This window comes from Paenibacillus sp. Y280, from assembly GCF_056786335.1.
The window spans coordinates 1-25,292 of the sequence record NZ_JBXCIW010000028.1 but is presented as its reverse complement, the minus strand read 5'-3'; the positions used below and the strand labels follow the sequence as shown (position 1 = coordinate 25,292).

General features: G+C 48.3%; 22 protein-coding genes, 2 pseudogenes and 2 riboswitches. Of the genes and pseudogenes, 5 read left to right on the top strand and 19 right to left on the bottom strand.

The features are described 5' to 3' along the window. Window positions 1–24: 24 nt before the first annotated feature. Genes AC1TPC_RS23970 through purE form a run of 4 tightly spaced genes read right to left on the bottom strand, consistent with a single transcriptional unit; the run spans window position 25 to window position 3,897 of the window. Window positions 25–921: a phosphoribosylaminoimidazolesuccinocarboxamide synthase gene (locus AC1TPC_RS23970; RefSeq protein ID WP_482069271.1), complete on the bottom strand. Its 897-nt coding sequence runs from the start codon at window positions 919–921 to the stop codon at window positions 25–27. A 15-nt stretch (window positions 922–936) separates the two neighbouring features. Next, complete coding sequence (gene purB, locus AC1TPC_RS23965; RefSeq protein WP_482069270.1) at window positions 937–2,232, bottom strand: adenylosuccinate lyase; 1,296 nt, start codon at window positions 2,230–2,232, stop codon at window positions 937–939. Between the two features lie 7 nt (window positions 2,233–2,239). Then, the gene (gene purK / locus AC1TPC_RS23960; protein ID WP_482069269.1) at window positions 2,240–3,415 is read right to left on the bottom strand and encodes a 5-(carboxyamino)imidazole ribonucleotide synthase; all 1,176 of its coding nucleotides are present in this window, start codon (window positions 3,413–3,415) and stop codon (window positions 2,240–2,242) included. After that, window positions 3,412–3,897: a 5-(carboxyamino)imidazole ribonucleotide mutase gene (gene purE, locus AC1TPC_RS23955; RefSeq protein WP_053377464.1), complete on the bottom strand. Its 486-nt coding sequence runs from the start codon at window positions 3,895–3,897 to the stop codon at window positions 3,412–3,414. The genes purK and purE overlap by 4 nt, the downstream gene beginning before the upstream one ends. Before the next feature lie 353 nt (window positions 3,898–4,250). Beyond that, a riboswitch (purine riboswitch) is annotated at window positions 4,251–4,350 on the bottom strand. 622 nt (window positions 4,351–4,972) lie between these two features. Between purE and AC1TPC_RS23950 the strand changes: the two genes are divergently transcribed. Beyond that, window positions 4,973–6,250: a glycoside hydrolase family 18 protein gene (locus AC1TPC_RS23950; RefSeq protein ID WP_482069268.1), complete on the top strand. Its 1,278-nt coding sequence runs from the start codon at window positions 4,973–4,975 to the stop codon at window positions 6,248–6,250. 73 nt (window positions 6,251–6,323) lie between these two features. Here AC1TPC_RS23950 and AC1TPC_RS23945 read toward each other — a convergent pair whose 3' ends face one another. From AC1TPC_RS23945 to AC1TPC_RS23935, 3 genes are all read right to left on the bottom strand, one after another. Further along, complete coding sequence (locus AC1TPC_RS23945) at window positions 6,324–6,893, bottom strand: nitroreductase family protein (RefSeq protein WP_482069267.1); 570 nt, start codon at window positions 6,891–6,893, stop codon at window positions 6,324–6,326. 46 nt (window positions 6,894–6,939) lie between these two features. Next, entirely contained in the window at window positions 6,940–7,926 is a 987-nt protein-coding gene (gene msrA / locus AC1TPC_RS23940; protein WP_482069266.1) for a peptide-methionine (S)-S-oxide reductase MsrA, read from the bottom strand. Between the two features lie 120 nt (window positions 7,927–8,046). Then, entirely contained in the window at window positions 8,047–9,804 is a 1,758-nt protein-coding gene (locus tag AC1TPC_RS23935; RefSeq protein WP_482069265.1) for a stalk domain-containing protein, read from the bottom strand. A gap of 265 nt (window positions 9,805–10,069) precedes the next feature. Between AC1TPC_RS23935 and AC1TPC_RS23930 the strand changes: the two genes are divergently transcribed. The 3 genes from AC1TPC_RS23930 to AC1TPC_RS23920 all read left to right on the top strand — a co-directional run bounded on the left by AC1TPC_RS23930 (window position 10,070) and on the right by AC1TPC_RS23920 (window position 12,610). Further along, complete coding sequence (locus AC1TPC_RS23930) at window positions 10,070–10,501, top strand: hypothetical protein (RefSeq protein WP_482069264.1); 432 nt, start codon at window positions 10,070–10,072, stop codon at window positions 10,499–10,501. Next, the gene (locus AC1TPC_RS23925) at window positions 10,498–11,574 is read left to right on the top strand and encodes a phosphodiester glycosidase family protein (RefSeq protein ID WP_482069263.1); all 1,077 of its coding nucleotides are present in this window, start codon (window positions 10,498–10,500) and stop codon (window positions 11,572–11,574) included. Before AC1TPC_RS23930 ends, AC1TPC_RS23925 begins: the two co-directional genes overlap by 4 nt. A 103-nt stretch (window positions 11,575–11,677) precedes the next feature. Further along, window positions 11,678–12,610, top strand: a complete 933-nt coding sequence (locus AC1TPC_RS23920; RefSeq protein ID WP_482069262.1) for a proline dehydrogenase family protein — start codon at window positions 11,678–11,680, stop codon at window positions 12,608–12,610. 351 nt (window positions 12,611–12,961) lie between these two features. Here AC1TPC_RS23920 and AC1TPC_RS23915 read toward each other — a convergent pair whose 3' ends face one another. From AC1TPC_RS23915 to AC1TPC_RS23880, 8 genes and pseudogenes are all read right to left on the bottom strand, one after another. After that, the gene (locus AC1TPC_RS23915; RefSeq protein WP_482069261.1) at window positions 12,962–13,975 is read right to left on the bottom strand and encodes a 5-oxoprolinase subunit C family protein; all 1,014 of its coding nucleotides are present in this window, start codon (window positions 13,973–13,975) and stop codon (window positions 12,962–12,964) included. Next, window positions 13,972–14,733, bottom strand: coding sequence for a 5-oxoprolinase subunit PxpB (gene pxpB / locus AC1TPC_RS23910; protein ID WP_482069260.1), 762 nt, complete (start codon window positions 14,731–14,733; stop codon window positions 13,972–13,974). Before pxpB ends, AC1TPC_RS23915 begins: the two co-directional genes overlap by 4 nt. Continuing rightward, entirely contained in the window at window positions 14,730–15,491 is a 762-nt protein-coding gene (locus AC1TPC_RS23905; protein WP_482069298.1) for a LamB/YcsF family protein, read from the bottom strand. Before AC1TPC_RS23905 ends, pxpB begins: the two co-directional genes overlap by 4 nt. A 136-nt stretch (window positions 15,492–15,627) precedes the next feature. Next, entirely contained in the window at window positions 15,628–17,013 is a 1,386-nt protein-coding gene (locus tag AC1TPC_RS23900) for an NCS2 family permease (RefSeq protein WP_482069259.1), read from the bottom strand. Between the two features lie 122 nt (window positions 17,014–17,135). Further along, window positions 17,136–17,236: riboswitch (purine riboswitch) on the bottom strand. Window positions 17,237–17,344: 108 nt separating this feature from the next. Next, window positions 17,345–18,116 (bottom strand): annotated as a pseudogene (locus AC1TPC_RS23895) (FecCD family ABC transporter permease); the annotation flags it as partial. 125 nt (window positions 18,117–18,241) lie between these two features. Continuing rightward, the gene (locus AC1TPC_RS23890; protein WP_482069258.1) at window positions 18,242–19,549 is read right to left on the bottom strand and encodes a 6-phospho-beta-glucosidase; all 1,308 of its coding nucleotides are present in this window, start codon (window positions 19,547–19,549) and stop codon (window positions 18,242–18,244) included. Between the two features lie 77 nt (window positions 19,550–19,626). After that, window positions 19,627–20,589, bottom strand: coding sequence for an N-acetylglucosamine kinase (locus AC1TPC_RS23885; RefSeq protein WP_482069257.1), 963 nt, complete (start codon window positions 20,587–20,589; stop codon window positions 19,627–19,629). Between the two features lie 130 nt (window positions 20,590–20,719). After that, window positions 20,720–21,571, bottom strand: coding sequence for a helix-turn-helix domain-containing protein (locus tag AC1TPC_RS23880; RefSeq protein ID WP_482069256.1), 852 nt, complete (start codon window positions 21,569–21,571; stop codon window positions 20,720–20,722). 280 nt (window positions 21,572–21,851) lie between these two features. Here AC1TPC_RS23880 and AC1TPC_RS23875 point away from each other — a divergent pair, with 280 nt between their 5' ends. Then, a complete protein-coding gene (locus tag AC1TPC_RS23875; RefSeq protein ID WP_482069255.1) occupies window positions 21,852–22,493 on the top strand; it encodes a TetR/AcrR family transcriptional regulator in 642 nt (213 codons plus the stop codon). Window positions 22,494–22,784: 291 nt separating this feature from the next. Here the strand turns inward: AC1TPC_RS23875 and AC1TPC_RS23870 are convergent. From AC1TPC_RS23870 to AC1TPC_RS23855, 4 genes and pseudogenes are all read right to left on the bottom strand, one after another. Continuing rightward, a pseudogene (locus AC1TPC_RS23870) lies at window positions 22,785–22,961 on the bottom strand (GMP synthase (glutamine-hydrolyzing)); the annotation flags it as partial. 189 nt (window positions 22,962–23,150) lie between these two features. Beyond that, a complete protein-coding gene (locus tag AC1TPC_RS23865) occupies window positions 23,151–23,477 on the bottom strand; it encodes a hypothetical protein (RefSeq protein WP_482069254.1) in 327 nt (108 codons plus the stop codon). 34 nt (window positions 23,478–23,511) lie between these two features. Next, window positions 23,512–24,024, bottom strand: coding sequence for a DUF2199 domain-containing protein (locus tag AC1TPC_RS23860; RefSeq protein WP_482069297.1), 513 nt, complete (start codon window positions 24,022–24,024; stop codon window positions 23,512–23,514). Window positions 24,025–24,755: 731 nt separating this feature from the next. Further along, window positions 24,756–25,127, bottom strand: a complete 372-nt coding sequence (locus AC1TPC_RS23855) for a hypothetical protein (RefSeq protein WP_482069253.1) — start codon at window positions 25,125–25,127, stop codon at window positions 24,756–24,758. Window positions 25,128–25,292 lie beyond the last annotated feature (165 nt).

Sequence of the window (25,292 nt, the reverse complement as noted above, 5' to 3'; positions counted from 1 at the left end):
AACAGTCAATAATGCGAAAGCCTTCTACAACTCAGCGCCTGTAAGGCGGCGATAAATATCGCGGTAGCGTGCCGTTGTTTCGGCTACTACGGACTCCGGAAGCGGTGCCGGCTTGCTGTCGCGGTCCCAGTCGGAGCCGAGCAAGTAGGTGCGCACTGGTTCTTTGTCCATGCTGTCGATCTCTATATCCAGCGCATAGTTGTCCTCCGCCCAGAAGCGGGAGGAGTCAGGCGTGAAGATTTCGTCGATAAGAATGACTTTTCCGTCAATAAGACCGAATTCGAATTTGCAATCGGCTAGGATGATGCCATGCTCGGCGCAATAGCCGTGAGCGAATTCATAAAGCTTGATGCTGCGGTCGCGAAGCTCTTCGGCAAGCTCGGCGCCGACCATCTCAGCCATCTTCTCAAACGGGATGTCCTCGTCGTGGCCAACGTCGTTTTTTGCAGCCGGCGTGAAGATTGGCGCAGGAAAACGTTCGTTTTTATGAAGCCCTGCCGGAAGCTCGATGCCGTTGATTGCAGACGTTTGCTGGTATTGTCTCCAGCCGCCGCCCGTGATATAGCCGCGTACGACGCATTCGATATCGATGCGTTCTGCTTTCCGAGTAACCATGATACGGTTTTTGAGCAGCTCAGGCTCGGTTACGAGTTCGCCAAGCTTCTCTACATCGGTATGAACAACGTGGTTCACTTGGATGCCCTCTGTTTGCTCGAACCAGTACGCCGACAGGCGGTTAAGCACATTGCCCTTGTCCGGCACAGCCGGGTCAAGCACGTAGTCGAACGCGGAGATGCGGTCGGTTACGACGATCAGAAAGTGCTCGCCCAGATCATACAGCTCGCGAACCTTTCCTTTGTAAATAAGCGGAGCTTTGATATAATCGACAGCCGTCGATAAAGCGTGTGATGTTGCGGTCATCAGGCCAGCCTCCCCTTAAATCAATCCCAAACGAGTGAAAATCGTATCGACATGCTTGAGATGCCAAGCCGGGTTAAAGCAATCGTCGATTTCTTCCGCAGTCAGCACGCTTGTAATTTCCTCAGTCTCGCCGATGATGTCGCGGAATTGACGCTGTGTCTCCCACGCCTGCATCGCGCGCGGTTGAACGGTGTCATAAGCTTTCTCGCGGCTGAAGCCTTTGTCGATCAGCTTCGTCAATACGCGTCCCGAGAACGGTACGCCGTATGTCGCTTGCATGTTGCGCTTCATGTTTTCCGGGAACACGGTCAGGTTGTTGATGATGTTGCCCAAACGGTTCAGCATGTAGTTGAGCAGCATCGTTGCATCCGGCAAAATAATCCGCTCAACGGATGAGTGGCTGATATCGCGCTCATGCCATAGGGCAATGTTCTCGTAAGCCGTAACCATATGTCCGCGAATGACGCGGGACAAGCCGGAAATGTTCTCGCAGCCGATTGGGTTGCGTTTATGCGGCATCGCCGAGGAGCCTTTTTGACCTTTGGCGAACGGCTCTTCCACTTCACGGAATTCACTCTTTTGCAGGGCGCGAATTTCGGTTGCGAACTTGTCGAGCGATGAAGCTACAAGCGCAAGTGTCGCCATATATTCAGCATGGCGGTCACGCTGCAGCGTTTGTGTAGAGATAGGAGCTGCAGTGATACCAAGCTTCTTGCATACAAATTCTTCAACAAAAGGGTCGATGTCAGCAAAGGTCCCGACAGCGCCTGACATTTTGCCGAATTGAACGTTGTCAGCCGCATGGTGGAAACGCTCCAGGTTGCGCTTCATTTCCTCGTACCAAAGCGCCATTTTCAGACCAAAGGTCGTTGGCTGAGCATGTACGCCGTGCGTACGGCCCATCATAGGCGTATCCTTGTATTGCAGCGCTTTGTTTTTCAAAATTTCGATAAAGCGTTCGATATCTTTGACAAGAATATCGTTCGCTTGAAGCAGCAGGTAGCCGATTGCTGTATCTACAACGTCGGTGGAAGTAAGGCCGTAATGTACCCATTTGCCTTCAGGGCCCGCTTTCTCAGATACGGCGCGCGTGAACGCGATAACGTCATGGCGCGTATCCTGCTCGATTTCATAAATTCGGTCAATATCGAAGTCTGCAGAGGCGCGAAGCGCAACTACGTCTTCCTTCGGAATAACGCCTAGCTCTGACCAAGCCTCGCATGCGCAAAGCTCAACCTCAAGCCACGCTCTAAATTTATTTTCCTCTGTCCAAATCGCTCTCATTTCCGGTCTGCTGTAACGCTCTAACATTAATTCTTCACACCTTCCAAATAGTTGTTTCTTCAATCCAGCTAAGCGCAGCATCTATGTTCTCTGCCAAGACATTGACATGTCCCATCTTCCGCTTAAAGACAGCTTCTTTCTTTCCGTACAAATGCAGCTTCGGTGCTACCTTGAGACGCTTAGCGGCCTCATCCTGCCGTGCCGTGAGGGCAAGGAGCGGCTCAACATGCTGGCCGAGCACATTAACCATAACAACAGGGCTCATCAGCGCCGTATCGCCGAGCGGCAGGTTGCACACAGCGCGCACATGCTGCTCGAACTGCGACGTCCGGCATGCCTCCATCGTGTAGTGGCCGCTGTTATGCGGGCGAGGGGCAAGCTCGTTCACGAACAGCTCGCCATCTGCCGTCACAAACAGCTCCACTGCGATTAGGCCAACTACGCCAAGTCCTTCAGCAATCTGCATCGCAAGCCGTTCCGCTTCGCGCTGCAGCTCCTCGCTGATTCTTGCCGGAACAATAGACAAGTGCAATATATTATCGACATGTATGTTTTCCGCAACGGGAAAAGCTTTAATCTCCCCTTGCGGGCTTCTCGCCGCTATAACCGATAATTCCTTGTCAAAGCGGATGAACTGCTCCAGTACCAATTGAACCTTAGCTCGCGAGAGCGTCTCGTACGCTTCCTCGATTTCGTCCTCGCTGCGAATAACCCATTGGCCCTTGCCGTCATAGCCGCCCATCGCCGTCTTCAGCACGCAGGGCGTACCGAAAGCGGCAACCGCCTCGCGAAGCTCATCAGTGCTGCGAATTTCGCGATATGGTGCAACCTTCACGCCTGCCGCTTCAATCGCTTGCTTCTCGCGAAGCCGATGCTGCGTCGTGTACAGCAGCTTGCTGCCCTGCGGCACGTAGGATTCCTCCATCAGCATCGCTGCCACATCGGCGTCCACATTCTCGAATTCGTAAGTGATGACATCCGAACGCTTCGCAAGCTCGCGAGCCGCTTCGCGATCATCATAGGCGGCAACGATTTGCTCGGCAACCTGCCCGGTCGGGCTGTCCGCGACTGGATCAAGCGCGATGAACCGATAGCCCATCGCACTGCCCGCATTCGCCATCATTCGGCCTAGCTGCCCGCCGCCAAGTATGCCGATCGTGCTGCCTGGCAGCAGCGTGTGGATAGGCTGCTTGTCCGTTTCGCTGCTCATAGCGTTTCACTGCTTTCAAGCACTTCCTGCTTAATGCGCTCGCGGCGCGCTTCCACGCGCGCTTGCACCTCAGGGTCGAAAGCTCCGAGCATTTGCGCTGCCAGAAGTCCTGCATTCGTTCCGCCCGCATTGCCGATTGCTACCGTAGCTACCGGGATGCCGCCAGGCATCTGAACGATGGAGAGCAAGGAATCCAGCCCGCTCAAATTTGAGGATTTTACGGGAACGCCAATAACCGGCAAAATCGTCTTCGCAGCGACCATGCCGGGCAAATGTGCAGCTCCGCCAGCCCCGGCGATAATCACCTTTAGCCCGCGCTCTACCGCAGTTTCCGCGTATTCAAACATGAGGTCCGGCGTCCGGTGTGCCGAAACGACCTTTTTCTCATAAGGAATTTGCAATTCCTCCAAAACGTCGCAGGCTAGTTTCATTGTGTCCCAATCCGATTTGCTGCCCATGATGACGCCAACCTTCGCAGACATGCGATCAAACCCACTTTCATGTATAAGTTTATAAACCATCAAGCGACTATGACTTAAAGCCGTAAAAAACAGAAAAAGCCCGCCAGCAACCAATTAAATAGGAATGCCGCAGGACTCGAGCGGAAGCATTAAGGATCAACAAGCAATCGCAATGACTGCGGACATCCATTAAGCTTCACTTCAATGAGGACGAGCAAGCCGGGCCAATATGCCTGAGAGACAACAGAAGGCTGCCCCATAAGAGAGGCAACCTATGTCCAACTTAAAAGGGCATATATGAGCTGCGAACTTGCTATATGGCGATCCAAGCCGAGATCCTGTTGGTGTCAATTGATGCAACTCGCTTGATTCGCTTATCCATTCATCTTGCTCGTAGTCCGAAAATTAAGGTTTCCGGGTAGAAACATTCAGGCCTAATCCCAAATATATACGAGGGTGACTTTAAATAAAATAGGAAGAAAATAATCAGATTCAACCTTATGTTCCAGTTATAAATTTACGCGCAACGCCGCCGCCTCCATTCGAGGAAATTCGACAGCCGTTTTCGCTTCGGCAGTATCTCTGCCTCAAACCTATTCTAGTTTATCTAATCCCCAAACTACTGTCAATGAAATACGAACATTAAAAGAGAATGTTTTATAAAGGTTCGTTTTTTTGAAGAAAAGAACCGGAAATTCAGAACTGCTTAACCAAAAAAAGGGGATTACCTGCAGCAGCGCGCCGTATTTATCCCCATTGATCCTCACTGCCGCAATCAGCAGCATCAGCAAAGTGTCGATCATCAATTACAATGAACAGAATCAACCGTAAGAAAAAAAGGCATTTTTCACCGTTTTTCCACTCTGCTTGCTTATTATTCCCAATGCTCCGTATTCCTTCCGCGATTGGCTATGATTTTTCAGAATTTTACAGCAAAAAAAGCTGTTCGTTTATACATTCATACTTTGTAATAAGCAGACTAGGAATAGCTCTCTTTGAATAGAGTTATAACGGTGAGTTTTTTGGAATAAGAAGCGGCAGGCAAGGGCGGTCGCTTGAGCATGCAGATTGATTTTGAAAAGGAGGTTCGGCGAAGGTGCTGATCCATGTCGTGCAAAAAGGTGACTCGCTTTATAAGCTGGCACAGAACCATGACGTTTCCGTAGATGATATTGCAGCAGCCAACGGATTGAGTAATCAAACGGTGCTCATCGTTGGACAATCGCTAATCATTCCAACCGAAGCAGCCAGTCACAGGGTACGTGCTTCCGAAACACTGTGGCAGATTGCCCAGCGATACGGCGTTTCGCTGCAGGAGCTGGCGGCTGCCAACCAGATTACTAATCCTGCACTTATTTATCCCGGCCAAACGATCGTCATTCCGCAGCCAGCTCGACCAACGATTGAAGTCAATGCTTATACGGAGAAATTTGGACCCGCAGGCGTCGAAATCGTTGAGGAAATCGGTGAATATTTAACCTACCTGAGTCCGTTCAGCTACCGCGTACAGACCGATGGCACTTTAACGACGTTAGACGATTCAGCTATAATTAACGCCGCCTACAGCAAGCGTGCCGCTCCAATGATGGTAATTACAAATTTCGAGAACGGCACGTTCAGCTCGGATATCGCACATACGATTTTGGCCAATCCCGATCTTCAACAGAAGCTTATCACTAACATTCTCGCAACGATGAATCAAAAGGGTTATCTAGCGCTAAATGTAGATTTCGAGTACATCTTTCCCGCTGACCGCGAGCTTTACAACGCATTTCTGCAAAGACTTGTCGACAGTCTTCATCCGGAAAACTATCTCGTATCCACCTGCCTCGCTCCTAAAATAAGCGCCGCCCAGACCGGCACTCTGTATGAAGCACATGATTATCCCGCTCATGGACGTATCGTTGATTTTGTCATATTAATGACCTATGAATGGGGCTGGTCTGGCGGTCCCCCGCGTGCCGTCGCACCGCTGAACGAGGTTAATAAGGTGCTTAGCTACGCCCTGACCGTCATTCCAGCTGAAAAAATCGTAATGGGCATGCCGTTATACGGCTATGACTGGACGCTTCCTTATGTGCAAGGAGCAAAATGGGCCCCAACCGTCAGTCCGAAGGAAGCGGTAGAGCGTGCAGGCAAATATGGCGCTGAAATCAAATATGACGATGAAGGTCAATCGCCTTACTACAGCTATTATGATGAGGAAGGGCGCGAGCATATCGTCTGGTTTGAGGATGCGCGCAGCGTACAGGCCAAATTCAATCTGGTCAAAACCTATAAACTGCGCGGCGTCAGCTACTGGGTGCTTGGCGTTCCGTTCCCGCAAAATTGGTATGTGCTTCAAGCCAACTTTACGATTAAAAAGCTTGTTTAGCGCCCCGTCTCGTTTGGCAAAAAAAAACCGCAGCGTTCGTTATTGACGAACACTGCGGTTTTTTTCATAGCTGCTACACCAGCCATACGGTCTTCGCCGTAGCAGGAATTCGCTTTGGCTCTGGCGCAACCATGTCAGGATAGCCCAAGTATAAAAAACCGACGATTTGGTCTTTCTCCGCAAGCCCAAACGTTTCTTTCATAAGTGGATGATACATCGGGTCACCGGAACGCCAAATCACTCCAAGCCCATTTGCATGGGCAGCCAGCAGCAGATTTTGCACGGCTGCCTGAGCAGCCGCAAGCTCTTCTGCCAGCACCGCGCGCGGATCGTCTGATGGCGAGCATATGACTGCAATTACGACAGGCGATCGGTAGGCTTTCGTACGTTCCTTAGCCAATCGCTCTTCAAGCTGCTCCCCGATCAGCTCAGGAACTGCGGCAGCAGATACGCGTGCGTAGCCTTCAGCAAGCCGCTCTCTTCCGTCACCTGTCATAACAATAAATGACCATGGCTGTGTATTAAAATGACTAGGCGCCCACGCTGCTGCGTCCAGCAGCCTTTCAATTAACGCACGCTCAACGGGGTCCTTCTTCACTCTGCCTATCGTTCTTCGCGTGCGAATCGCTTCCTCAATGTTCATCTTCCGAATCTCCTTCGATCAAATGACTTTAACGGGTCTTCTGATTCTATTGCTCGAACAGATGCAGGTACTCGCCGTACCCTTCCTGCTCCAGCTTGTCTTTGCCGACGAACCGCAGCGATGCGGAGTTAATGCAGTACCGGAGTCCTGTCGGATGAGGTCCGTCATCGAACACATGGCCAAGATGGGAATCGCCCTCTTTGCTTCGAACCTCGACTCTCACCATATGATGCGTAGTGTCTGTGTGTTCGGAAACCGCAGCAGCCTGCAGCGGCTTCGTGAAGCTCGGCCAGCCGCAGCCCGCATCGTATTTGTCGCGGGAGCTGAACAGCGGCTCACCCGAGACGATATCCACATAGATGCCATCCTCGGTGTGATCCCAGTATTCGCCGGTGAACGGACGCTCTGTTCCGCTGTTTTGCGTCACTTCGTACTGGATTGGAGTGAGCTGCTGCTTAAGCTCGGCTTGGTCCTTCTTAACGGTCCAGTTCTGCGAAATAAACGCGTCGCGGCCGGAGCCTTTACGGTACATTTTATAGCGGTAAGGATTCGATTTGTGATAGCCCTGATGATAGTCCTCTGCCGGATAGAAAGCTTGCGCAGGCTCGATCTCCGTCACGATTGGACGATCAAAGCGGCCGCTAGCCTCAAGCTCCTGCTTGGAAGCTTCCGCAAGCGCATGCTGCTGCTCATCATAATAATAAATGCCGGTTCTATACGATTCGCCGCGATCATGGAACTGCCCGCCTGCATCAGTCGGATCAATTTGTCTCCAGAATATATCAAGCAGCTTCTCGTACGGGAAAATTTGCGGATCATACGTAATTTGCACCGCTTCCGCATGACCTGTCGTCTCCGAGCAAACCTCCTGATAGGTTGGGTTTACGGTATGCCCGCCCGTGTATCCGGATTCGACCTTTATAATGCCTGGCATTTCCTCGAATGGTGAAACCATGCACCAGAAGCATCCTCCTGCGAACATGGCTTTCGCCTGAACTCGGCTCGCGCCGTTATTTGTGATTGGTTGATCCATGCTGATCACCCTCCTAATTGGTTCAAATCATAACTAGCACCTTTATTATACATGACGACTGCTGCTAATCACAAAAAAAGAGGACTGCCGCTGTTAAACGGCATATCCTCCTGAAGTCAATTATTCAAAATCGTAACCCGGTAAAAATACGAATAAGATCGGCAACGAACTAGCCCCCGGTGATGTATACGTAATGGTAACTTCCGGCGGCAGCTTAGGAGCCGATTGCCCATCCTCCGGTTTCTTCTGCGTATAAATCAATACGCCTTCTCCCAAGTTCAAGTGCCCGCCTGTCGGGACAGATACAACATTGCCATTTACAGAAACCGCGCCTTGAAAGATGCCTGCTCGCGGATTGAGGATAATGCGGGTACCGTAGGTGACATCCTTAAGCTTGATTGTCGTCACTGCCCCATATTCCCCGCCGTTGAATGTCGATTCGCCAGTCAGCGCATCTACACCAACCATGCTGGTGCCGCGGCTGCCTAGACGGAGCTTGCCCTCTTTAAGGCCAATAGTCTCATTTACTTCAATCAACTGATCCGTATCCAAAAATCTTCCCCGATTGCCTACCTTCTCTAGCTGCTCCAGATTGAACACCGAGCTTAAAGCGTCCGACCATTCTCTCAGAGCCATCGTCGAGAACGTCAATGGTCCATCCGAGTCAACGTCCAGCAAACCAGAGAAGCCTTCTCCTGGATTCATAATGATTTTCTCCAGCTCCGGCAGCAGCACAGCCGATGTACCAGGTTCAATAATCATCTCGCGAGGCAAGCTGCCCGTCAGGTATCTTGTCACTGCGGCAGATCCAAATTGCATCGCATTCACGCTTGGACCCGCTAAGCCTCGGTTGCCTAACGTCAATGTAATCGCTTCGCTTTGCAAATTCGTAACCACAACTGCTAATTTCATCCGTTCTTCAGCGCCGTTCCGATGATGAATGAACATGCGGCTTGGACCATCCAGTACATCCTCATACAGCAGTCCTTCGCCAAAAAACCGCTCCGGCGCGTTGGACATATACAATGTCGTATAGCCTTTTGTTTCAAAAGTAGGAACATCCTCAAAGCTATTCATCAGCTTTGCATCCACGCCGAATTTATCGCCGGGATTACCATAGCGCATGTAGTATTCATAAGGCGTGTACATGACTTCGTCAGTAACCGTAATATCCTGCACCGCTTGTGGACTCCAAGTGCCATCGTTATCATAAACGGATTGCGTAACCGCATAAACCCCCGGTTCAAAGTACGCGCTTTTGCGACCCGTCCATTCCGTTTTCAGAATCTTTCCATCAGGATCATAGCTAAGATCCTCAAATTCTACCGGCTCGCCAAGCTTCACTTGAACCGGAGCCTTAAAATTCGCTACCGGAGCGATGTTCGGATCTGGCTGAATCGTTATTGTAATTTGTTTGAGCTGTGCATTGTACACATATGCTGCGTTCCACAGCAGCTTAACGGAGGACAATGGCACATGCATCGTACCATTAATGCGCATTGCCGCATTTGGCATAACCATATATTTTCCGTTGCGGACCGCGCCGCGCATGTTGACGTTTAACGTCACTTTGTTGAGATAAGTATCGATATGAGTGCCCTTGCTATCGTTATATACGCTTGCCCCTACTGAGGCGGCCATCGTACGAACCGGAATCATGGTGACTCCTTTTACTACCGGCAGCGGCGTCGCCATTTGCTGCGCTTTGCCATTCAATGTCATTTGCTTCGACCCGTGCACAAACACCAGCTTGATTGGCTGACGCTCTGCTGCATCTGCTTGTTCCTTTGCTCCAAAACCTGTGCCTACAAGCGCTACTAGCAAGCTGGCTACGATTGCTCGCTTAGCAAATCGCTTGATCCAATTCTCTCTATTCATCCTAATCTCCTTCCGATTTGCGGCATCGACTGCCGCATCCCGAATGATTAGACGCAGGTAAGGGGTAGAATGTTCCGGTGAAAAATCAAATTTACATAAAATTCCCACCTGACACGGAGGACATCTATATCTCTCTTTGTTACAATAAGATGACATCCGCAACTATTTAGCAGCAATAGATGTCTAAAACGATGAGTCCCAATGCTTGCAGTTCGTTCATCCGATCTTTCGTGCAAGTGACTAACAAGAGAGGTGAATGAATAGAATGAGTGATTTGATTTTGGAACAACGCACTGCTAGCCAATCCGACAAGAAGACGCGCAAAAAGAAAGGGAACCGTCCCTTCCTCCTTTTCGTTTGCGTTTGGCTCATTATTATATGCTCCGGCATACTAGGCGCCAAATGGTATACCGAACGGATTCAGCAGACACTGTCCGCTGATCTGGAGCGTCAAACCGCCAGTCAAATTTCGGCGATGCAGCAAGCCTACGAGGCTCGCATGCTTCAGCTCGAAACGAATTACACGACAGATCTTTCCGAGCTAAAGGCCAAGGTCGATGCGCTGAATGAGCTGCTTACGTTCACGAAGGATAACGCCGCTTCCAAGACCGACAACAGCAATAAGCTGTATACGCAATTGAATGAAGTGAAGAAGCAGCTGAACGAGCTGCAGAAGAGCTTGGATGTGCTCAAATGAATCTGACCGTCAAAGCGTTGAACCGCACTGCCTTGCTCGCTTGCGCGCCTTTTCTCGGCATTATGATATGGCTGTTATTATCCGATATCGTTATTCAATTGCCTGCAGAAGCGTTTCCGAAGCCCATAACCGAACAAATAAGGCTCCCGGAAACGGATATTAAGCCTGCCGCGACTGGTCTTGATCTTGCCCAGGAAACGGCGTCACAAACTCGTGAATCGATACAAAGGCAAATAAAGCTGTATAAACAAACGAATGCCGATATGGCAAAAATTACATCGATGGCAGCCTCGCAAGCAATGAGGCCGCTCCAAATTTACGATCGCAATATAACGAGGAAGCTGGGCAATACTTCCGCTACAATCGAATCGGACAAGCTGAGAGCTCAGCTATTCTTCATAAAAGCAGAAAACTTTACTGCCTATGCGCTCAAAGTGAAGCTAAAGAGCAAAGACGCGATGACGATGACGCTTGGCGGCGATGAGCTCGGCAAGGCTGAGACTACGCTGGCCGCCGTTAAACGTCATCAGGCTGTAGCCGGCATTAATGCAGGGGGCTTCGCCGATGGCCGCGGGAAGCGATATCCGCTAAGCACGACTATCGTTGACGGCAGCTATGCGACCGGCTTCGAGCCGCCGCATGCGGATTTGTTTTTTGTCGGATTAAATGATAAGAATGAGCTGATTGGCGGGAAGTTCGCGACTAAGCAGCAGCTTGATGCTCAAAATCCGAAGTTCGGCGCATCCTTTGTGCCTGTCCTGCTTCGCGGCGGTTCTCCACAGCCGATTCCGGTTAAATGGCAAACGAGTCCGAAGCGCGCTCCGCGAACCATTATAGCCAACTACAAGGATGACCAGCTGCTATTTCTTGTCGCTGATGGGTATAACGAATCCGGCAGCTCCGGCGCTACGCTTGGCGAAATGCAGCTGCTGCTTCAGCGCTACGGTGCGGTCGACGGCTATAATTTGGATGGCGGCGGCTCTTCCTCGCTCATTTTTAACGGGCGCGTCATCAATAAGCCTTCTGATTGTCAGCTTCGCAAGCTGCCTACCCATTTTCTGTTTTTTAAATAATTAGGCTCGGATAGCGCGATAGCGATGACTTGTGAATATACTAGTACCGAACTCCCTGAATCAGACTCCTGCTAACGCTTTTTTTGGGAAAGGAGCAGCAGTGATGGGCATCGGAGCAACATGGTATCGCAAAACATTATTGACGATCACGGGCATTCCGCTTGTAGAGAAGCTGTCAACGACCTATGGCAAGAGGCTGGCCAGCAAGTTTATTGCGGGTGAAACGCTTGAGGAGGCTTTGAGGGAAATCGAGGTGCTCGGCAAGCACGGCATTATGGCTACGCTCGATCATCTTGGCGAAGGCATCCGAGATTTAAGCGAGGCTTCCGTATATAAGGAGCAATATTTAAAGCTTATTGCAGGCATTGCTGCCTGCAAGGCAAGCTCCAACGTATCGTTGAAGCCAACCCAAATGGGTCTCGCTCTGGACCAAGCCGCCTGCTATGCCAACATTCGCGATGTGGTGAAGCATGCACGCCGCCATCGGAATTTTGTTCGGATCGACATGGAAAATACGCCTTATACGCAGGCGACGATCGACATCGTGAAGCGGCTGCATGCCGAAGGCTTAACGAATGTGGGAACCGTGCTGCAGGCTTACCTGTTCCGAACGGAGCAGGATGCTAAGGATATGCTGCAAGCGCGCATTAACCTACGCCTTGTGAAAGGCGCCTATAAAGAATCGGATGATGTCGCATTTCAGAAGCCTGACGAGGTTATTGCAAGCTTCAAAAGCATGATCAAGCTGCATTTGGACAGAGGCGTCTATACGGCAATCGCCTCGCATGACGATGCGATTATCAGCTGGGTGAAGGCTTACGCGCGCACGCATCGAATTCCGAAACATGCTTTCGAGTTTCAAATGCTGTACGGTCTTCGCATGAGTGAGCAAGCCAAGCTAGCCAAGGAAGGCTATCGAATCCGCTGCTATGTCCCATACGGCGTCATGTGGTACCCCTACTTCACCCGCCGGCTCGCCGAGAAGCCCGCCAACCTTATGTTGGTTCTTAAAAACATGTCTGTACTTAAGCGCTGAGCTGCCCCTATGGCGGCTTCAGCGCTTTCTTTCATTTCGTATACGAACGTAAAAGAGAGCGGGTAGGAGCTGTAAGCACATATTTGCTCTTACAGCGAAATAGTAGCATATGTTTGTGGGCTGTAAGCACCCATACGTGCTTATAGAGAGAATTCGGCGTGTGAGATTGCTCGAAATGGCAATATAAGCACGTATTTGTTCTTATAGCGAAAAAGTAGCTTGTGTTTGTGATCATTAAGCACCCATACGTGCTTATAGAGAGAATTCGGCGTGTGAGATTGCTCGAAATGGCCCTGTAAGCACGTATTTGCTCTTATACTATAACTAGCCAGTACTCTTCTTGAGTCAGCTTTATTTAGCAGAGTTAACTTTTAACACTATCGCTTCTTTTAGCATGCTCAAATCCCGTTCACTGTCCAAATAAAGCTCCTCGGCCTCCTGCTGCGTAATCCATTCGAAGCGAAAGCGGTCGCCCGGCTTCAACTGGGCGAAAACAGGAATGTCGACCGTTGCAACCTGCGCGATTCGGGGATAACCGCCCGTTGTCTGTCTATCGGCTAGCAGCACAATCGGATTGCCATCAGTAGGCACTTGTACGGTTCCATTTGCGACTGCCTCCGATAGCAGATCTTGCGGGGCAGCGAGCATAAGCTTCTGTGCGCCCTCGAGTCGGTACCCCATCCGATCTGACTGAAGAGTTATTTGAAAGGTTTGGCGAAATAGGCTCGTCCGGCTCTCCTGTGTAAACAACTCGTAATGGGTGCCCGGCATCGCACGAATAATCGGGTCAGCCAGAATATCCGCTATGGCGAAATGACTTGCATGCCAAAGCGGCACCGCAAAGTTGCCCCCCCAGCCTCGGCTCAAAGCATGCTTCAATCGCTCTGACAGCAAGCCGGGAGCTTTGGCAGTCAGCATATCTCCTGCCTTTAATGCCCTTCCCTGATAACCTCCGATAGCGCCGCGCAGGTAGGTGCTTTTGCTGCCCATTACCTCCGGTACATCCAGTCCGCCCGCAACCGCCAAATAAGAGCGGCAGCCGGATTCGCAGACACCAAATCTGACGATGGTTCCCGCGCGAATGAGCGCTGGTCGCCATAGAGGCAGCTCCTCGCCATCGGCAGTGACGAACATTCGTGCACCGCAAATCGCAAGCAGCATATCCTTCTCCAAAACCAGCGCCGTTCCGGTAAGCGTAATTTCAAGCACCGCTTCATGCCCCTCGTTGCCGACCAACAGATTGGCTGCTCGCGCCGCTCCCGTATCCATAGCCCCGCCTACGACTACGCCATATTTTTGAAAACCATGCCTCCCAAGATCCTGCACGGTAACGAGCAGGCCAGGACGAATCACTTGTATACTCATAATTCACCTTCTATATAAAGCTTATATTGCTGCTCCGTTATCGGCTTGAATCTAACCGCATCCCCCGGTCTAAGCAGGCTCGGAATCTCGTCCTGAGGTCGAAATAAAGCAAGCGGCGTTCTCCCGATCAACTGCCAGCCGCCCGGCGTTGCTACTGAATAAACACCCGTCTGCTTGCCCGCTATGCCAACGCTGCCCTCCGGTATGATCGTTCTCGGCGTCTGATGTCTTGGAGCGGCAATTCGCTCCGACATCCCGCCTAAGTAAGGAAAGCCTGGCGCAAAACCGAGCATATGCACCAAATAGCGTCCATCCGCATGAATAGCGATCACCTCTTCCTCCGAAAGTCCGTTCAGCTCAGCTACAAGACTAAGATCGGGACCATATTCCCCGCCGTAGCAAACAGGGATTTCAATCGTTCTAGCCTGTTGATCGGTTGGGCACAGCTGCTCTTTGGAAAGATAAGTCTGTACTCTAGCGCATACGGTTTCGAAAATCGCAGCATGCTGGCGCTCTCCTCCTGCCCTGCTTCTCTTCACAAGCAGCGGGTCATAGTGAATGGTTACCGATACGAAGGACGGCACGCATTCGATTAATCCGGCAAATGGCCGCTCCTCTAATGCACGGCTTAAATTCATGACGATCCGATTGGTTTCCGTGTCAATGCCGCTGCCCAAACGAATGATTAAGGCAGAATCGCCAAGCGGCACCATTTCATAAGAAGCATTCAACACTGATCTCCCTTTCTCCACACTCATCTACCCGCCTTCTTCACGGCAATGCCTTCTGCCTCTAATGCCGCCCGCATTTGCATAACATGCTCAACTACACATGGCGTATCCCCATGGACACACACCGAGTCCGCCTGCAAAATAAATCTGTTCTGCTGCCGCGTAACTACCTCGCCGTCTCTGACCATCCTTATCGCTTGCTCTGCCGCGCGAGCAGGGTCTTCTATAACAGCCCCATCTGTTCCCCGCGGCGTAAGCGATCCATCCGATTCATAGGATCGGTCTGCAAATACTTCGCTGATCGTTTGCAGACCAATCGCGTTACCGGCACGTATGAGCTCACTTCCTGCTAGACCGAATAACAGCAGACTGGGCTCAACCTTATAGACCGCCTCCGCTATCGCATCGGCAAGCGGCCTGCTTTTGGCAGCCATATTATACAAAGCGCCATGCGGCTTCACGTGCGCGACGGCGCCTCCTTCGGATTTGGCAAAAACATAGACCGCGCCAAGCTGATAAACCGTCAGCTCGTATGCCTCCTCTGGCGTAATATCCATCGCGCGTCTGCCAAAGCCAGCCAAATCAGGCAGCCCTGGATGCGCGCCAATCGCTACGCCATGTGAAAGCGCCAGCTTAACCGTATGGCGAATAGTCGCAGCGTCTCCCGCATGAAATCCGCATGCAATATTCGCAGAAGTAATATATTTCATCAGCTCGCTGTCCGAGCTTGTTCGATAAACGCCGAAGCCTTCTCCCATATCGCAATTCAAATCTATGCGATGCATATTGCTCACCCTTCCGCCTGCCGCAGCATTCTTTTTTCAAAAGTATAGCAAATGACTGCCGTAAAAAGGACTTCCCGCCGCTTCACATGCAAAAAAAAGAAGCGGCGCCGGTCCAGCACTGCTTCTTCAATATCGTCTATTCTCCGCCCATGAATACATAACGGCCAATGATCAGCACTGCTAGAATCCACATGAGCCAGTGTATTTTGTACTTGCCTTTGCCCGACAAGTTAGCAACCGTTGCAAGAAGCACGTACGATACGATACCGAACGAAATACCGTTTGCAATGTTGTACGTAAGCGGCATGAATGCCAGCGTCAAGAAGGAAGGAATCGCATAAACCATATCCGAGAAGTCGATATCTTTTACCGATTGCATCATAAGTACGCCTACGATAATAAGCGCAGCAGCCGTAGCCGCACCTGGAACAAGCGCAACGATCGGCGACAAGAAGATCGCGAGCAGGAAGCAAATGCCTGTCGTTACTGCCGTTAGGCCCGTACGACCACCTTGTGCAATACCTGCTGAGCTCTCTACGAATGCTGTCACTGTGCTCGTACCTAGTACCGCACCGCCGCTGATGCCAATGGCATCCACGAACATCGCTTTACCAACGCGTTTTTTGCCCTTTTCCGCATCCTTCATGTAACCAGCACGGTTTGCGGTACCAACAAGCGTACCGAACGTGTCGAACATCTCAACGAAAGTGAATGTTAGAATGACAGTTACGAGACCAACCTCGAACAATCCCGCAAAATCAAAATGCCAGAAGTTCATTTTCGTAAAATCAGGCACCCATGTTTGATTCGTAAAGGCTGCCTTCACGTCAACATGGCCAATTAGAATCGCAATGACTGTCGTTCCCAAAATACCGAACAAAATAGCACCTGGTACACGAAGTACCATCAGTGCGCCGATAATCAGCAAAGCGATGACAGTGAGTACAACCGTTTCATTGTGGAAGCTTCCCAGCTGAATAACGGTTTCGGAGCCGCTAACCGGCGTGAAAACGCCTTGCTTGATATCCGTAAAGCTTGATACGGCAATTGTCATGATACCGCTGTTCTTCAATCCGATAATCGTAATGAACAAGCCGATACCGACCGTAATGGCATGCTTCAAGCTGTCTGGAACAGCTGTTATAAGCATTTGACGAATTTGAGTCAGTGTAAGAATGATAAAAATAATGCCTGAAATAAAGACTGCTGTCAGACCCATTGCAGGCGAGATCGGGGTGTCTGTTGACGCTGATGCAATAACAACCGATGCAAAATACGCGTTCAAGCCCATTCCCGGAGCAAGCGCGACAGGGAAGTTGACGAATAAGCCCATCGCGATGGTGAAGATGCCGGCAGCAAGCGCCGTAGCTAGAAATACTGCTGTCCAGTCTAGACCAGCCGGTGTGAGTATGATTGGATTGACGGCCAATATGTACGCCATCGTCATGAAAGTCGTCAGCCCCGCCATAATCTCTGTTCTGACATTTGTTCCGTGTTCCTTTAAGCGAAAGAAACGTTCCATTTTGATTACAAACCTCCCAAAAATGTGCTGGAACAAACAAAGAAGCCTAGAAAAAAATGCAAAAATACGCATTTCTCCTAGGCTCTGCAAAAAGGGGAAAAGTATACACGCCGGACCGCTGCGTGCTTTTCCACCATTTTCGTAGCCTGATCATTTACGGTGACCGAGTAGAGACTCTCAAGCCGATTCTTGAGATTATACGAAAAAATATGCTGTTGTTGTTTTCCGTTTACCATTTTAAAGAGATTACGTCTACTTTGTCAACCACTTTTGACGAACATTAATGGCAATAAATAACTTAATTATTCGTTTTTATCCATACTTTCTGATGTTACTTCCCCTTTTTGACGAGTGAACGATACATTAGAACCAAAAAGTAAGGCGCGCCAATCAGCATAATGATAAGTCCAGACGGTATTTCCTTCGGCGCCAACACTGTTCTTCCAAGCGTATCCGCTATGACCAGCAATATTCCGCCAAGCAGCCCCGATAATACAATGGAACGTCTTGTATGATGCCCGATCATCATGCGAACCGCATGAGGCGCTATTAACCCAAGGAAACCAATCGTTTCTACGCTCGCAACAGCACCAGCTGCAAGGAGGACGCCGATAATCATCGACCACAGCCGCGTCCATAGGTCGTGCCGGTTATCCAGACAAAGGCGGTACTGCTCCACAAACTTGCCTTAACGATCATCGCCTGTATCCCGGCTGAGCCAATTGCTGAAACCGCGATTCCGAGCAAAATAAGAACCGATGGATTAAGCGACTTGCGCCACGCTAGGAAAAATACAAAAGCAGCAGCGATAATTCCGCCCGCTATCGCGGCAATCGGAAGAACAAAAATGGGCAGTGTCGGCCAAGCGACAAGCACGACTAGAGCGCCAAAACCCGACCCGAGGTCACCCCGATAATGGAGGCGTCCGCAAGCGGATTGCGAACGGCGCTTTGGATGAGTACCCCGCTTATAGCCAGCGCAATACCTCCTCCTGCAGCAACAAGCGTACGAGGAAGTCGTAAGTTTAGCAATACGGAGTAAGAAGAATCACCTGACCCTACAAGACTTCTAAGCAAGTCGACAATTGGAATTTTTGTTCCGCCATTGTCAATATAAAAAAATTATGGATAAAGCATTTCTAAAATTTATCTATCTAGATAAAAAAAAAAGGACGGGATTATGATCCCGCCCTTTATATATGTGCTGTCCGAATGACAGCGAGCTTTTGTTAATTTTTGAAAAAGTTAGGCAAATACTTTTTGTTCGCCTCAAGCATTTCTTCAAGCAGCGCCTTCGCGACAGATACGCTCGGAACGAGTGGATGATGAACCAGCGCTTGCAGCGCGATTCCTCTGTCCCCGCTAATAGCCGCTTCGATCGTCAGTGCTTCGTATGTTTTAACAGCATGCATAAGACCTTTGATTTGCTCAGGAACACGCTGCAGCGGCAGTGGAATCGGACCTTGCGCCGTTACGACACAGTTAACCTCAATGCTTGCATCCTCAGGCAAGAAGTCGATAATGCTGCCGTTTCTCACGTTCAATGTCTGAATGTCCCGCTTGTCCGTGTACAAAGCATGCATCAAGTTAACAGCCGCCTCGGAATAATAAGCACCGCCGCGTTTCTCAAGCTGCTTCGGCTTCTCGCTTAGATTAACATCCTTGTACAGCTCGAACAATTCCTCTTCGACCCGGCTGACGACTTCCGCGCGCGTACCGTTTTTCTCTAGCGATTCCTTCATATCAGCCAGCATCGTGTCTGTCATGTAGAAATAACGGAGATAATACGTAGGCAGTGCGCCAAGCGAGCTTAGGAAATCCGAATCCCAGTCAAAAGCCGTTACGTTCGTAGCAGAGTAATCACGACCTCCGCCGATCATCTCTTGAAGCTTATCTTCGCCGTTTACATAGGCAGCTGTTACCCAGTGCAGATGGTTGATGCCCACGAATTCTGGCAACACTTCGCTCTCGCTGACACCGTACTCCTTAGCAAGAAACTTTTGAAAGTTAATTGGTGAATTACATAGGCCGACCGTCTTCACCTTGCTGTATTTCTGTACCGCTTCCGTCACGATACCAGCTGGGTTCGTAAAGTTAAGCATCCAAGCATCTGGCGCCAGCTCTTCAATATCTTTACAAATGTCGAGAATGACAGGCACGGTACGAAGCGCCTTGAACATGCCTCCTGGACCCGTTGTTTCCTGACCAATTACACCATGAGTAATCGGAATATGCTCATCGCGGCGTCTTGCTTCAAGAAGCCCAACCCGCATTTGTGTCGTAACGAAGTCTGCTCCAGCAATGGCTTCGCGACGGTCTAGCGTCAATTTCACTTCGATCGGCAGCCCAGCTTTCTCGACCATCCGTTTTGCAAGCTCGCCGACGATCGCCAGCTTATGGCGGCCTTCCTCGATATCAACGAGCCATAGCTCGCGAATTGGCATTTCGTCGTATTTTTTAATAAAACCTTCTACGATTTCAGGGGTATACGAGGAACCGCCGCCGATGACAGCGACCTTTAGTGGTTTTTTGGACATGTGAATAGCCTCCCTAAATGTTTTCGTAAATGTGAATGATTGCTTTGTGTTCAAGTTGGAGCGATTAATCGATTTCCTTATAACGTAATTTTTCTAAGCGCCGCATCTACTTCTTCGCTGATAACGATGCCGCTGCTATCCATCGCGCTCATAACAGCGCCAACTACTGGGTCGACGGTTAGCTTAACCGTTTTGGCATGTGGAGCAACTGCAATAACCGTCTCGTTAATGGCATCAACCATATGAGCGGTGCTGCCGCGCGACAACACGCTTCCAGTTAGAACGACATCAAACTTTTGCTGTTCCATGCCTAGTCGCTTAATCAATGCATTAACCGAGTTGCCATGCTCACGGCCAGTCTCCTGCAAAATACGGATCGCCACTGCATCGCCCTGCTCTGCTGCTTCAAACATAACTTTGGCAAGTACATGGGACGGTCGTTTACCATTTTCCAAAGCATCGTCGTACATTTCTTCAATGCTATTATAGCCAAGCCGCTGCGGGACTAGCTCGGTGAGAAGCGTCTGTTGCTCTCTGCCCTCCCAAGCACGAATAGCGCTGCGGAAGGCATGAATCGCCAGATCGGTCCCAGAGCCAAGTCCATCTCCGAACATATAACCAAAGCCGCCATATTGAAGCTCATCGCCTTGCGGGTTGCGGGCAGCTGCATTAAAGCCGGTGCCGCTTATGATAACCGCACCATACGACTGGTGAGTTCCAGCACGCATACCGATCATCGTATCGCATGCGATTGCATGATTTTTGAAGCCTAGCGAGGCAATCATCGGACGCAAAATGACATAGTCAGGCTCGCGATCCGCTCCTGCAAGTCCAAAATATGCAAAAGTCACTTGCTCCTTCGACACTCCGGCTTCTTGAAGTGCTTGATTGCAAGCATTATCAATGCTTGTCTTTGCTTCATCAAACGCCGTTTGGTGATTGCCATTCCCACCGTGCCCTCTGCCTAGCACATGACCAGTTTCGTCAACAAGCAGGGCATGCGTCTTGGTGCCTCCTGCATCTACCCCAAGAAAAATCAATTCGGTCACGCTCCTAATTTTTACTTTCGATTAAACATATGAAATTTATACGTTCTTCTATTTTAAAATAAAAAACACTGCTCCTCTAATGATAAAGAACGATGTTATGATACTATCTTACTGTTTTTTTCTATTCACGCAGCTCAGAAGGCAGCTTGCCTACATGTTGTTTAAACAACCGATTAAAATTAGATAGATTACGAAATCCACATTCTGCTGCTACTTCAATAATCTTCTTGTCGGAAGATTCCAGAAGATGAGCCGCATGCGACAGGCGCAATTGAATCAAATAATCCATCGGCGAAGTTCCGACGACTTGAACGAACAGCGTGCTGAAGCGCGAGGGGCTTAAATGCGCAGCCTCTGCCAGCTCTTTAAGCGTCCACGGGTAAGAAATGTCAGCCTCAATGTCGTGCAGTACGCCTCGAATCGTTTCCATTCCACGCGCATATGGCGTTCCGGTTTCATTGTTTTTCGAAAAATAACGATTTACGAACGCAAGAAACTGCATGAGCCTTGCCCTTACGACCACTTCAAAATGAGGCTCCTTGCGCTCAAATTCAACAGCCATATCCGAAATGATGTCTCCTAGCAATGCCAGCATCGGATGGCTCCGATCAAGCACATTGTCAAACCGCAGGCCCGTTTCACGAAACGGAATGAGCAGCTCCGCATCATAACGCTGTTCTAAGGCAAGGTATGCGGAGTCAAACATGATAACATTCATCACGAGATCCTCAGCCTCGAACGCACGATGAAGGTCATTGGAACGAATAAGAACGATATCGCCTTGCTGGAAATCATACCGACTCCCGTTGATTAAATAGTAGCCGCTTCCCTTTAAAATGTAGTTTATTTCGAGCGCCAAATGCCAATGCAGCCTTTGAAAGGTAGGATTTACTCCCACAGATCGCGAGATGATAATCGGAAAAGCCTGAGGCAGCTGGATAAGGTCTTTGCTGATGGAAGGGTATAGCTTCATTTTATTTCTCCTTAAGTTTTGCGAATGCAAAACAGCTTCGTAAGCATGTACTTAGTTTTGCGAATGCAAAACAACTTCGTAAGCGTGTGCTTAGTTTTGCGAATGCAAAACAACTTCGTGAGCATGTGCTTAGTTTTGCTTAATGCAAACTAAAACTACTTTTTAACTATATGCTTGATATAAATTATAGCAGATGGTGAAAAATTGACAACATATGTAAGAGGTGATATTTTGTAACCTACGGTTAGTTACCAGTGGTTATAGTTCAAGAAAAGGAGGAATGGTCATCGTTTCCAAAAAAGAAATGCGATCAGAGGAAACAAAACGCTCGATTATCGCAGCTGCCGAGAAGCTGTTCCGCGAGCGAGGCTACGAGTCCGTTGCGATCAGGGAAATCGCCAAGGAGGCGGGCTGCTCGCACACGACGATCTATATTTATTTTCAGGATAAAGAAGCTCTGCTTCACGCGCTGTCCATACAGCCCTTGCAGCAGCTTGAAGCGAAGCTGGACGCACTCGCTGAGGATGTATTTTTGTCCTCCGACGATAAGCTTCAGCGCGTGAGCGAGCAATTCATAACGTTCTGCTTGGAAAATAGGAGCATGTATGCTATTTTTTTCGAGGCAAAGCCCCCCCGCGCGGATGCAACTGAGCCAGAGCTTGAAATCAATCGGTTACGCACCAAAATGTTCGACATGATTATACAGCATCTGAAAACCAATCTTAATCTATCAGAAGGAGAACAGCTGCTTAGCTGCTCACACATTTATTTCTATATGCTTCGCGGTATTGTAGGTACATATGCATTGTCGGAGGAGAGCGTCGATTCCATTATGAGCCGACTCTTGCCTACCTTCCACGCTGCTTTTGATTCGCTGCTGCTGGGATTTAGCGTTCAGATTCAAGTAGGCGGGGACAAATGATTAAAATGCAGCTTCAAGTTGGCAGGAACAAATGAGGGACACGTAAGTGAGTTATAAGTGAAACACAAGCGAGTCATAAGTGAGTCATAAGTGAGTCATAAGTGAAATACATGTGAAATACAAGTGAAAATAAGGACATAATGAAATTATGCATCTAAGAGACATTGGATCGTTGCTGGCTTTCTTGCTCGTATCATCTCTTGTTGCCGATTATTTGGGGCTGTTAGTGGATTCAAATTACAAATAATAAACCGCCGAGAGAATACTCTCGGCGGTTTATTATTGTTTATGCTATTCCCAGTCAATTGTAGCAGGCGGTTTCGATGTAACGTCATAGACGATACGGTTAACGTTGTCTACTTCGTTTACGATACGAACGGAGATTTTCTCCAGCACATCCCAAGGGATACGGGCCCAGTCAGCTGTCATGCCGTCGATTGAAGTAACCGCGCGGATGCCGACTGTGTACTTCAATAGAGTAAATTACTATTCAATTATTGATCATGCCTACGAGTTACATTAATACTATCCTTGATACTCCCACCTTCTCCTGAAGCTTCAACAACAAAATGGTCATGAAAATCTGCTCCCAAACGCTCTCATAAGAATACCAAAAGGCACAACCACATATGATTGTGCCTACATGAAACTTCTCTTTTATTGAATAGGTTTAATTCCACTTTTGAGTGTGTCAAAGTATTCAGTCAATATCAAGTTAAAATCAACATCGTCATTTATGCTTTCAATATACTTCCATGACAATAGCTCCTCTGTCTCAATATGAATAATTTCAAAATCCATTTCCCTTGATTCATATACAATTACTTGCCCCATGCAAACCTTTGTCTCTTGAATTATTCTTACAAATGGTTTTGCTAATAGTTCAATATCCACATCAGGCATGACAAATTCAGTTGCGATACCCTCATTTTGAAATAATTCAGTTCTTTCCTGAATCCATTCCTTAAATTTTTGCCTAATCACGATTTTTCACCCTTAGACGAAATCCATGTTTCATTCAGTTATCCGTATGAAGAATACTTTCGGCGATTTCTTGAACCCGTTTCATGGAAATACCGTTTCTTTGTTCTATTGCAAGAGGATGTTCCGTAGGTTCTATTTCAATAAATGGTCTAACCCCAACCCTCCGAGTATGTACCATAGTTTTTAGGCTCAATGTTTCAGGATAGCATGGTAATGATGTTGAGAGCCATCCAAACATAGGATTAAGCTTAGACTCCCTTCCTTCTTCGTCCCAAAGTTCAATGGTCTTTTCAAAATTTTCTTTACTCAGAGATACCCACACGTCCCAAGAGAATGTATCTGCTTCATCATTCAAAGGAATCTCAATGCGTCCTTTTATGAAAAAATCTTCTCCATCAATCACGCACAAATCCGAATTTATATCACATCTATCTTCTCGCTCATCAGGATTTATCTGATACCAATAATAAGGTGCATCACCGCCGTAACTTAAAGGTAATTCGTCATGATACTTCCCACAATTGGTACAATTGTAACCTTGTTGTATAGGTTCAATTACATTCTTTATTGATCTTACCCATTCATCGCTACATTCATCTCTAACTGCAATCCAACCTATCGGTAGATCACTTAACTTTGCTATGGATGGTTCGCATTCAAGAATTTCTTGTAGACTAACGATAGCAGAATCATCAATCTCTACTTCATTTCCATCAAGGAATTGCCACATGCCATCTTCTGCATCGTGTGAAATATACATAATTGTTGACTTATTATCTAAGATTCGTTTCAATGTAATCGCCATCGTATCTGGTGGGTCAGAGAAAATCCATTTTCTTTTACTCATTTCCGACGCTCCTATCCGTAAAATTGCTCTTTCATTCCGATTGAGTTAAGAAATTAAAACAATCATAAAGGTCTTCATCATCGGGTTTATTTATTAATTTCTTTTCTTGTCCTCTGACATAATACAATTCAAATTCTCATTTATCAGATGAATCCTCTATTGTTCGAACTCCATCAATTACAGCAAACAAACCAAATAAAGCACTATCTACTGCTTCTGTTAATGCACTTCGAACCATCAATTGATTTTCCTCTGAAAGCTGATTGAACCAGTTGGATAGTTAAACATGCTTTTGTCTTGCTCTTCTTCCTGCTGGTTTAATCATGGTTTGAATGGTATCAGATACAGCAGAATCTCTAACATATAGTTTGATTACTTGAACAAACTCTTCATTATTCATGGTGAACCCCCCTCTAAATAAATTCGTGCTTTTAACTTTTATCAAGTTGAATTGCAATAAATTCATTGGCAACCACATACGAATCACCAAAAATTAAGACCTTGTAATCTGTTTGCTTACCGTTCCATTGCTTATCACTTTTGGTTGGAAGTAACGTGCCTTTCAAACCGTTATCCTCCAGCACGTTAAAATATTCCTTAATAAGTTTCGCTGGGGCTTTAGCGAACAAACCTATATCAAATCCTAGTAACCATTCTATTTTTCCATTTATATATGTTCCAAAAGGAATTAGGTTATTTGTAATATCTCTATGGGCAATGTAAAGTTCCCCAATTATCTTCTTGCTGTCTTTTACGTGTCCATTGAAATAAAGTTCAAAATAGTCTTTATTGTAGTCCCACAAATATACATGTTCATCTAAAACCTTAAAATCAGAAAAGTAATATAGTTCAACCTGAATTTCGAAAGTCCATAGTAATGAGCCTTAATACACGATGTCATAGGGGACTACTTCCAAAAATGTAAGTGGAAATGATGAATCGACAGGTATTGCTAGATTTTAGCATAC

Excerpts from the sequence above, each read along its gene's own strand:
- msrA (WP_482069266.1), bottom strand. The coding sequence starts at position 7,926 with ATGGATCAACCAATCACAAATAACGGCGCGAGCCGAGTTCAGGCGAAA.
- AC1TPC_RS23925 (WP_482069263.1), top strand. The coding sequence starts at position 10,498 with ATGAATCTGACCGTCAAAGCGTTGAACCGCACTGCCTTGCTCGCTTGC.
- purB (WP_482069270.1), bottom strand. The coding sequence starts at position 2,232 with ATGTTAGAGCGTTACAGCAGACCGGAAATGAGAGCGATTTGGACAGAG.
- AC1TPC_RS23970 (WP_482069271.1), bottom strand. The coding sequence starts at position 921 with ATGACCGCAACATCACACGCTTTATCGACGGCTGTCGATTATATCAAA.
- AC1TPC_RS23880 (WP_482069256.1), bottom strand. The coding sequence starts at position 21,571 with ATGAAGCTATACCCTTCCATCAGCAAAGACCTTATCCAGCTGCCTCAG.
- AC1TPC_RS23945 (WP_482069267.1), bottom strand. The coding sequence starts at position 6,893 with ATGAACATTGAGGAAGCGATTCGCACGCGAAGAACGATAGGCAGAGTG.
- AC1TPC_RS23935 (WP_482069265.1), bottom strand. The coding sequence starts at position 9,804 with ATGAATAGAGAGAATTGGATCAAGCGATTTGCTAAGCGAGCAATCGTA.
- AC1TPC_RS23930 (WP_482069264.1), top strand. The coding sequence starts at position 10,070 with ATGAGTGATTTGATTTTGGAACAACGCACTGCTAGCCAATCCGACAAG.
- purK (WP_482069269.1), bottom strand. The coding sequence starts at position 3,415 with ATGAGCAGCGAAACGGACAAGCAGCCTATCCACACGCTGCTGCCAGGC.
- AC1TPC_RS23875 (WP_482069255.1), top strand. The coding sequence starts at position 21,852 with ATGGTCATCGTTTCCAAAAAAGAAATGCGATCAGAGGAAACAAAACGC.
- pxpB (WP_482069260.1), bottom strand. The coding sequence starts at position 14,733 with ATGAGTGTGGAGAAAGGGAGATCAGTGTTGAATGCTTCTTATGAAATG.
- AC1TPC_RS23915 (WP_482069261.1), bottom strand. The coding sequence starts at position 13,975 with ATGAGTATACAAGTGATTCGTCCTGGCCTGCTCGTTACCGTGCAGGAT.
- purE (WP_053377464.1), bottom strand. The coding sequence starts at position 3,897 with ATGTCTGCGAAGGTTGGCGTCATCATGGGCAGCAAATCGGATTGGGAC.
- AC1TPC_RS23900 (WP_482069259.1), bottom strand. The coding sequence starts at position 17,013 with ATGGAACGTTTCTTTCGCTTAAAGGAACACGGAACAAATGTCAGAACA.
- AC1TPC_RS23905 (WP_482069298.1), bottom strand. The coding sequence starts at position 15,491 with ATGCATCGCATAGATTTGAATTGCGATATGGGAGAAGGCTTCGGCGTT.
- AC1TPC_RS23890 (WP_482069258.1), bottom strand. The coding sequence starts at position 19,549 with ATGTCCAAAAAACCACTAAAGGTCGCTGTCATCGGCGGCGGTTCCTCG.
- AC1TPC_RS23920 (WP_482069262.1), top strand. The coding sequence starts at position 11,678 with ATGGGCATCGGAGCAACATGGTATCGCAAAACATTATTGACGATCACG.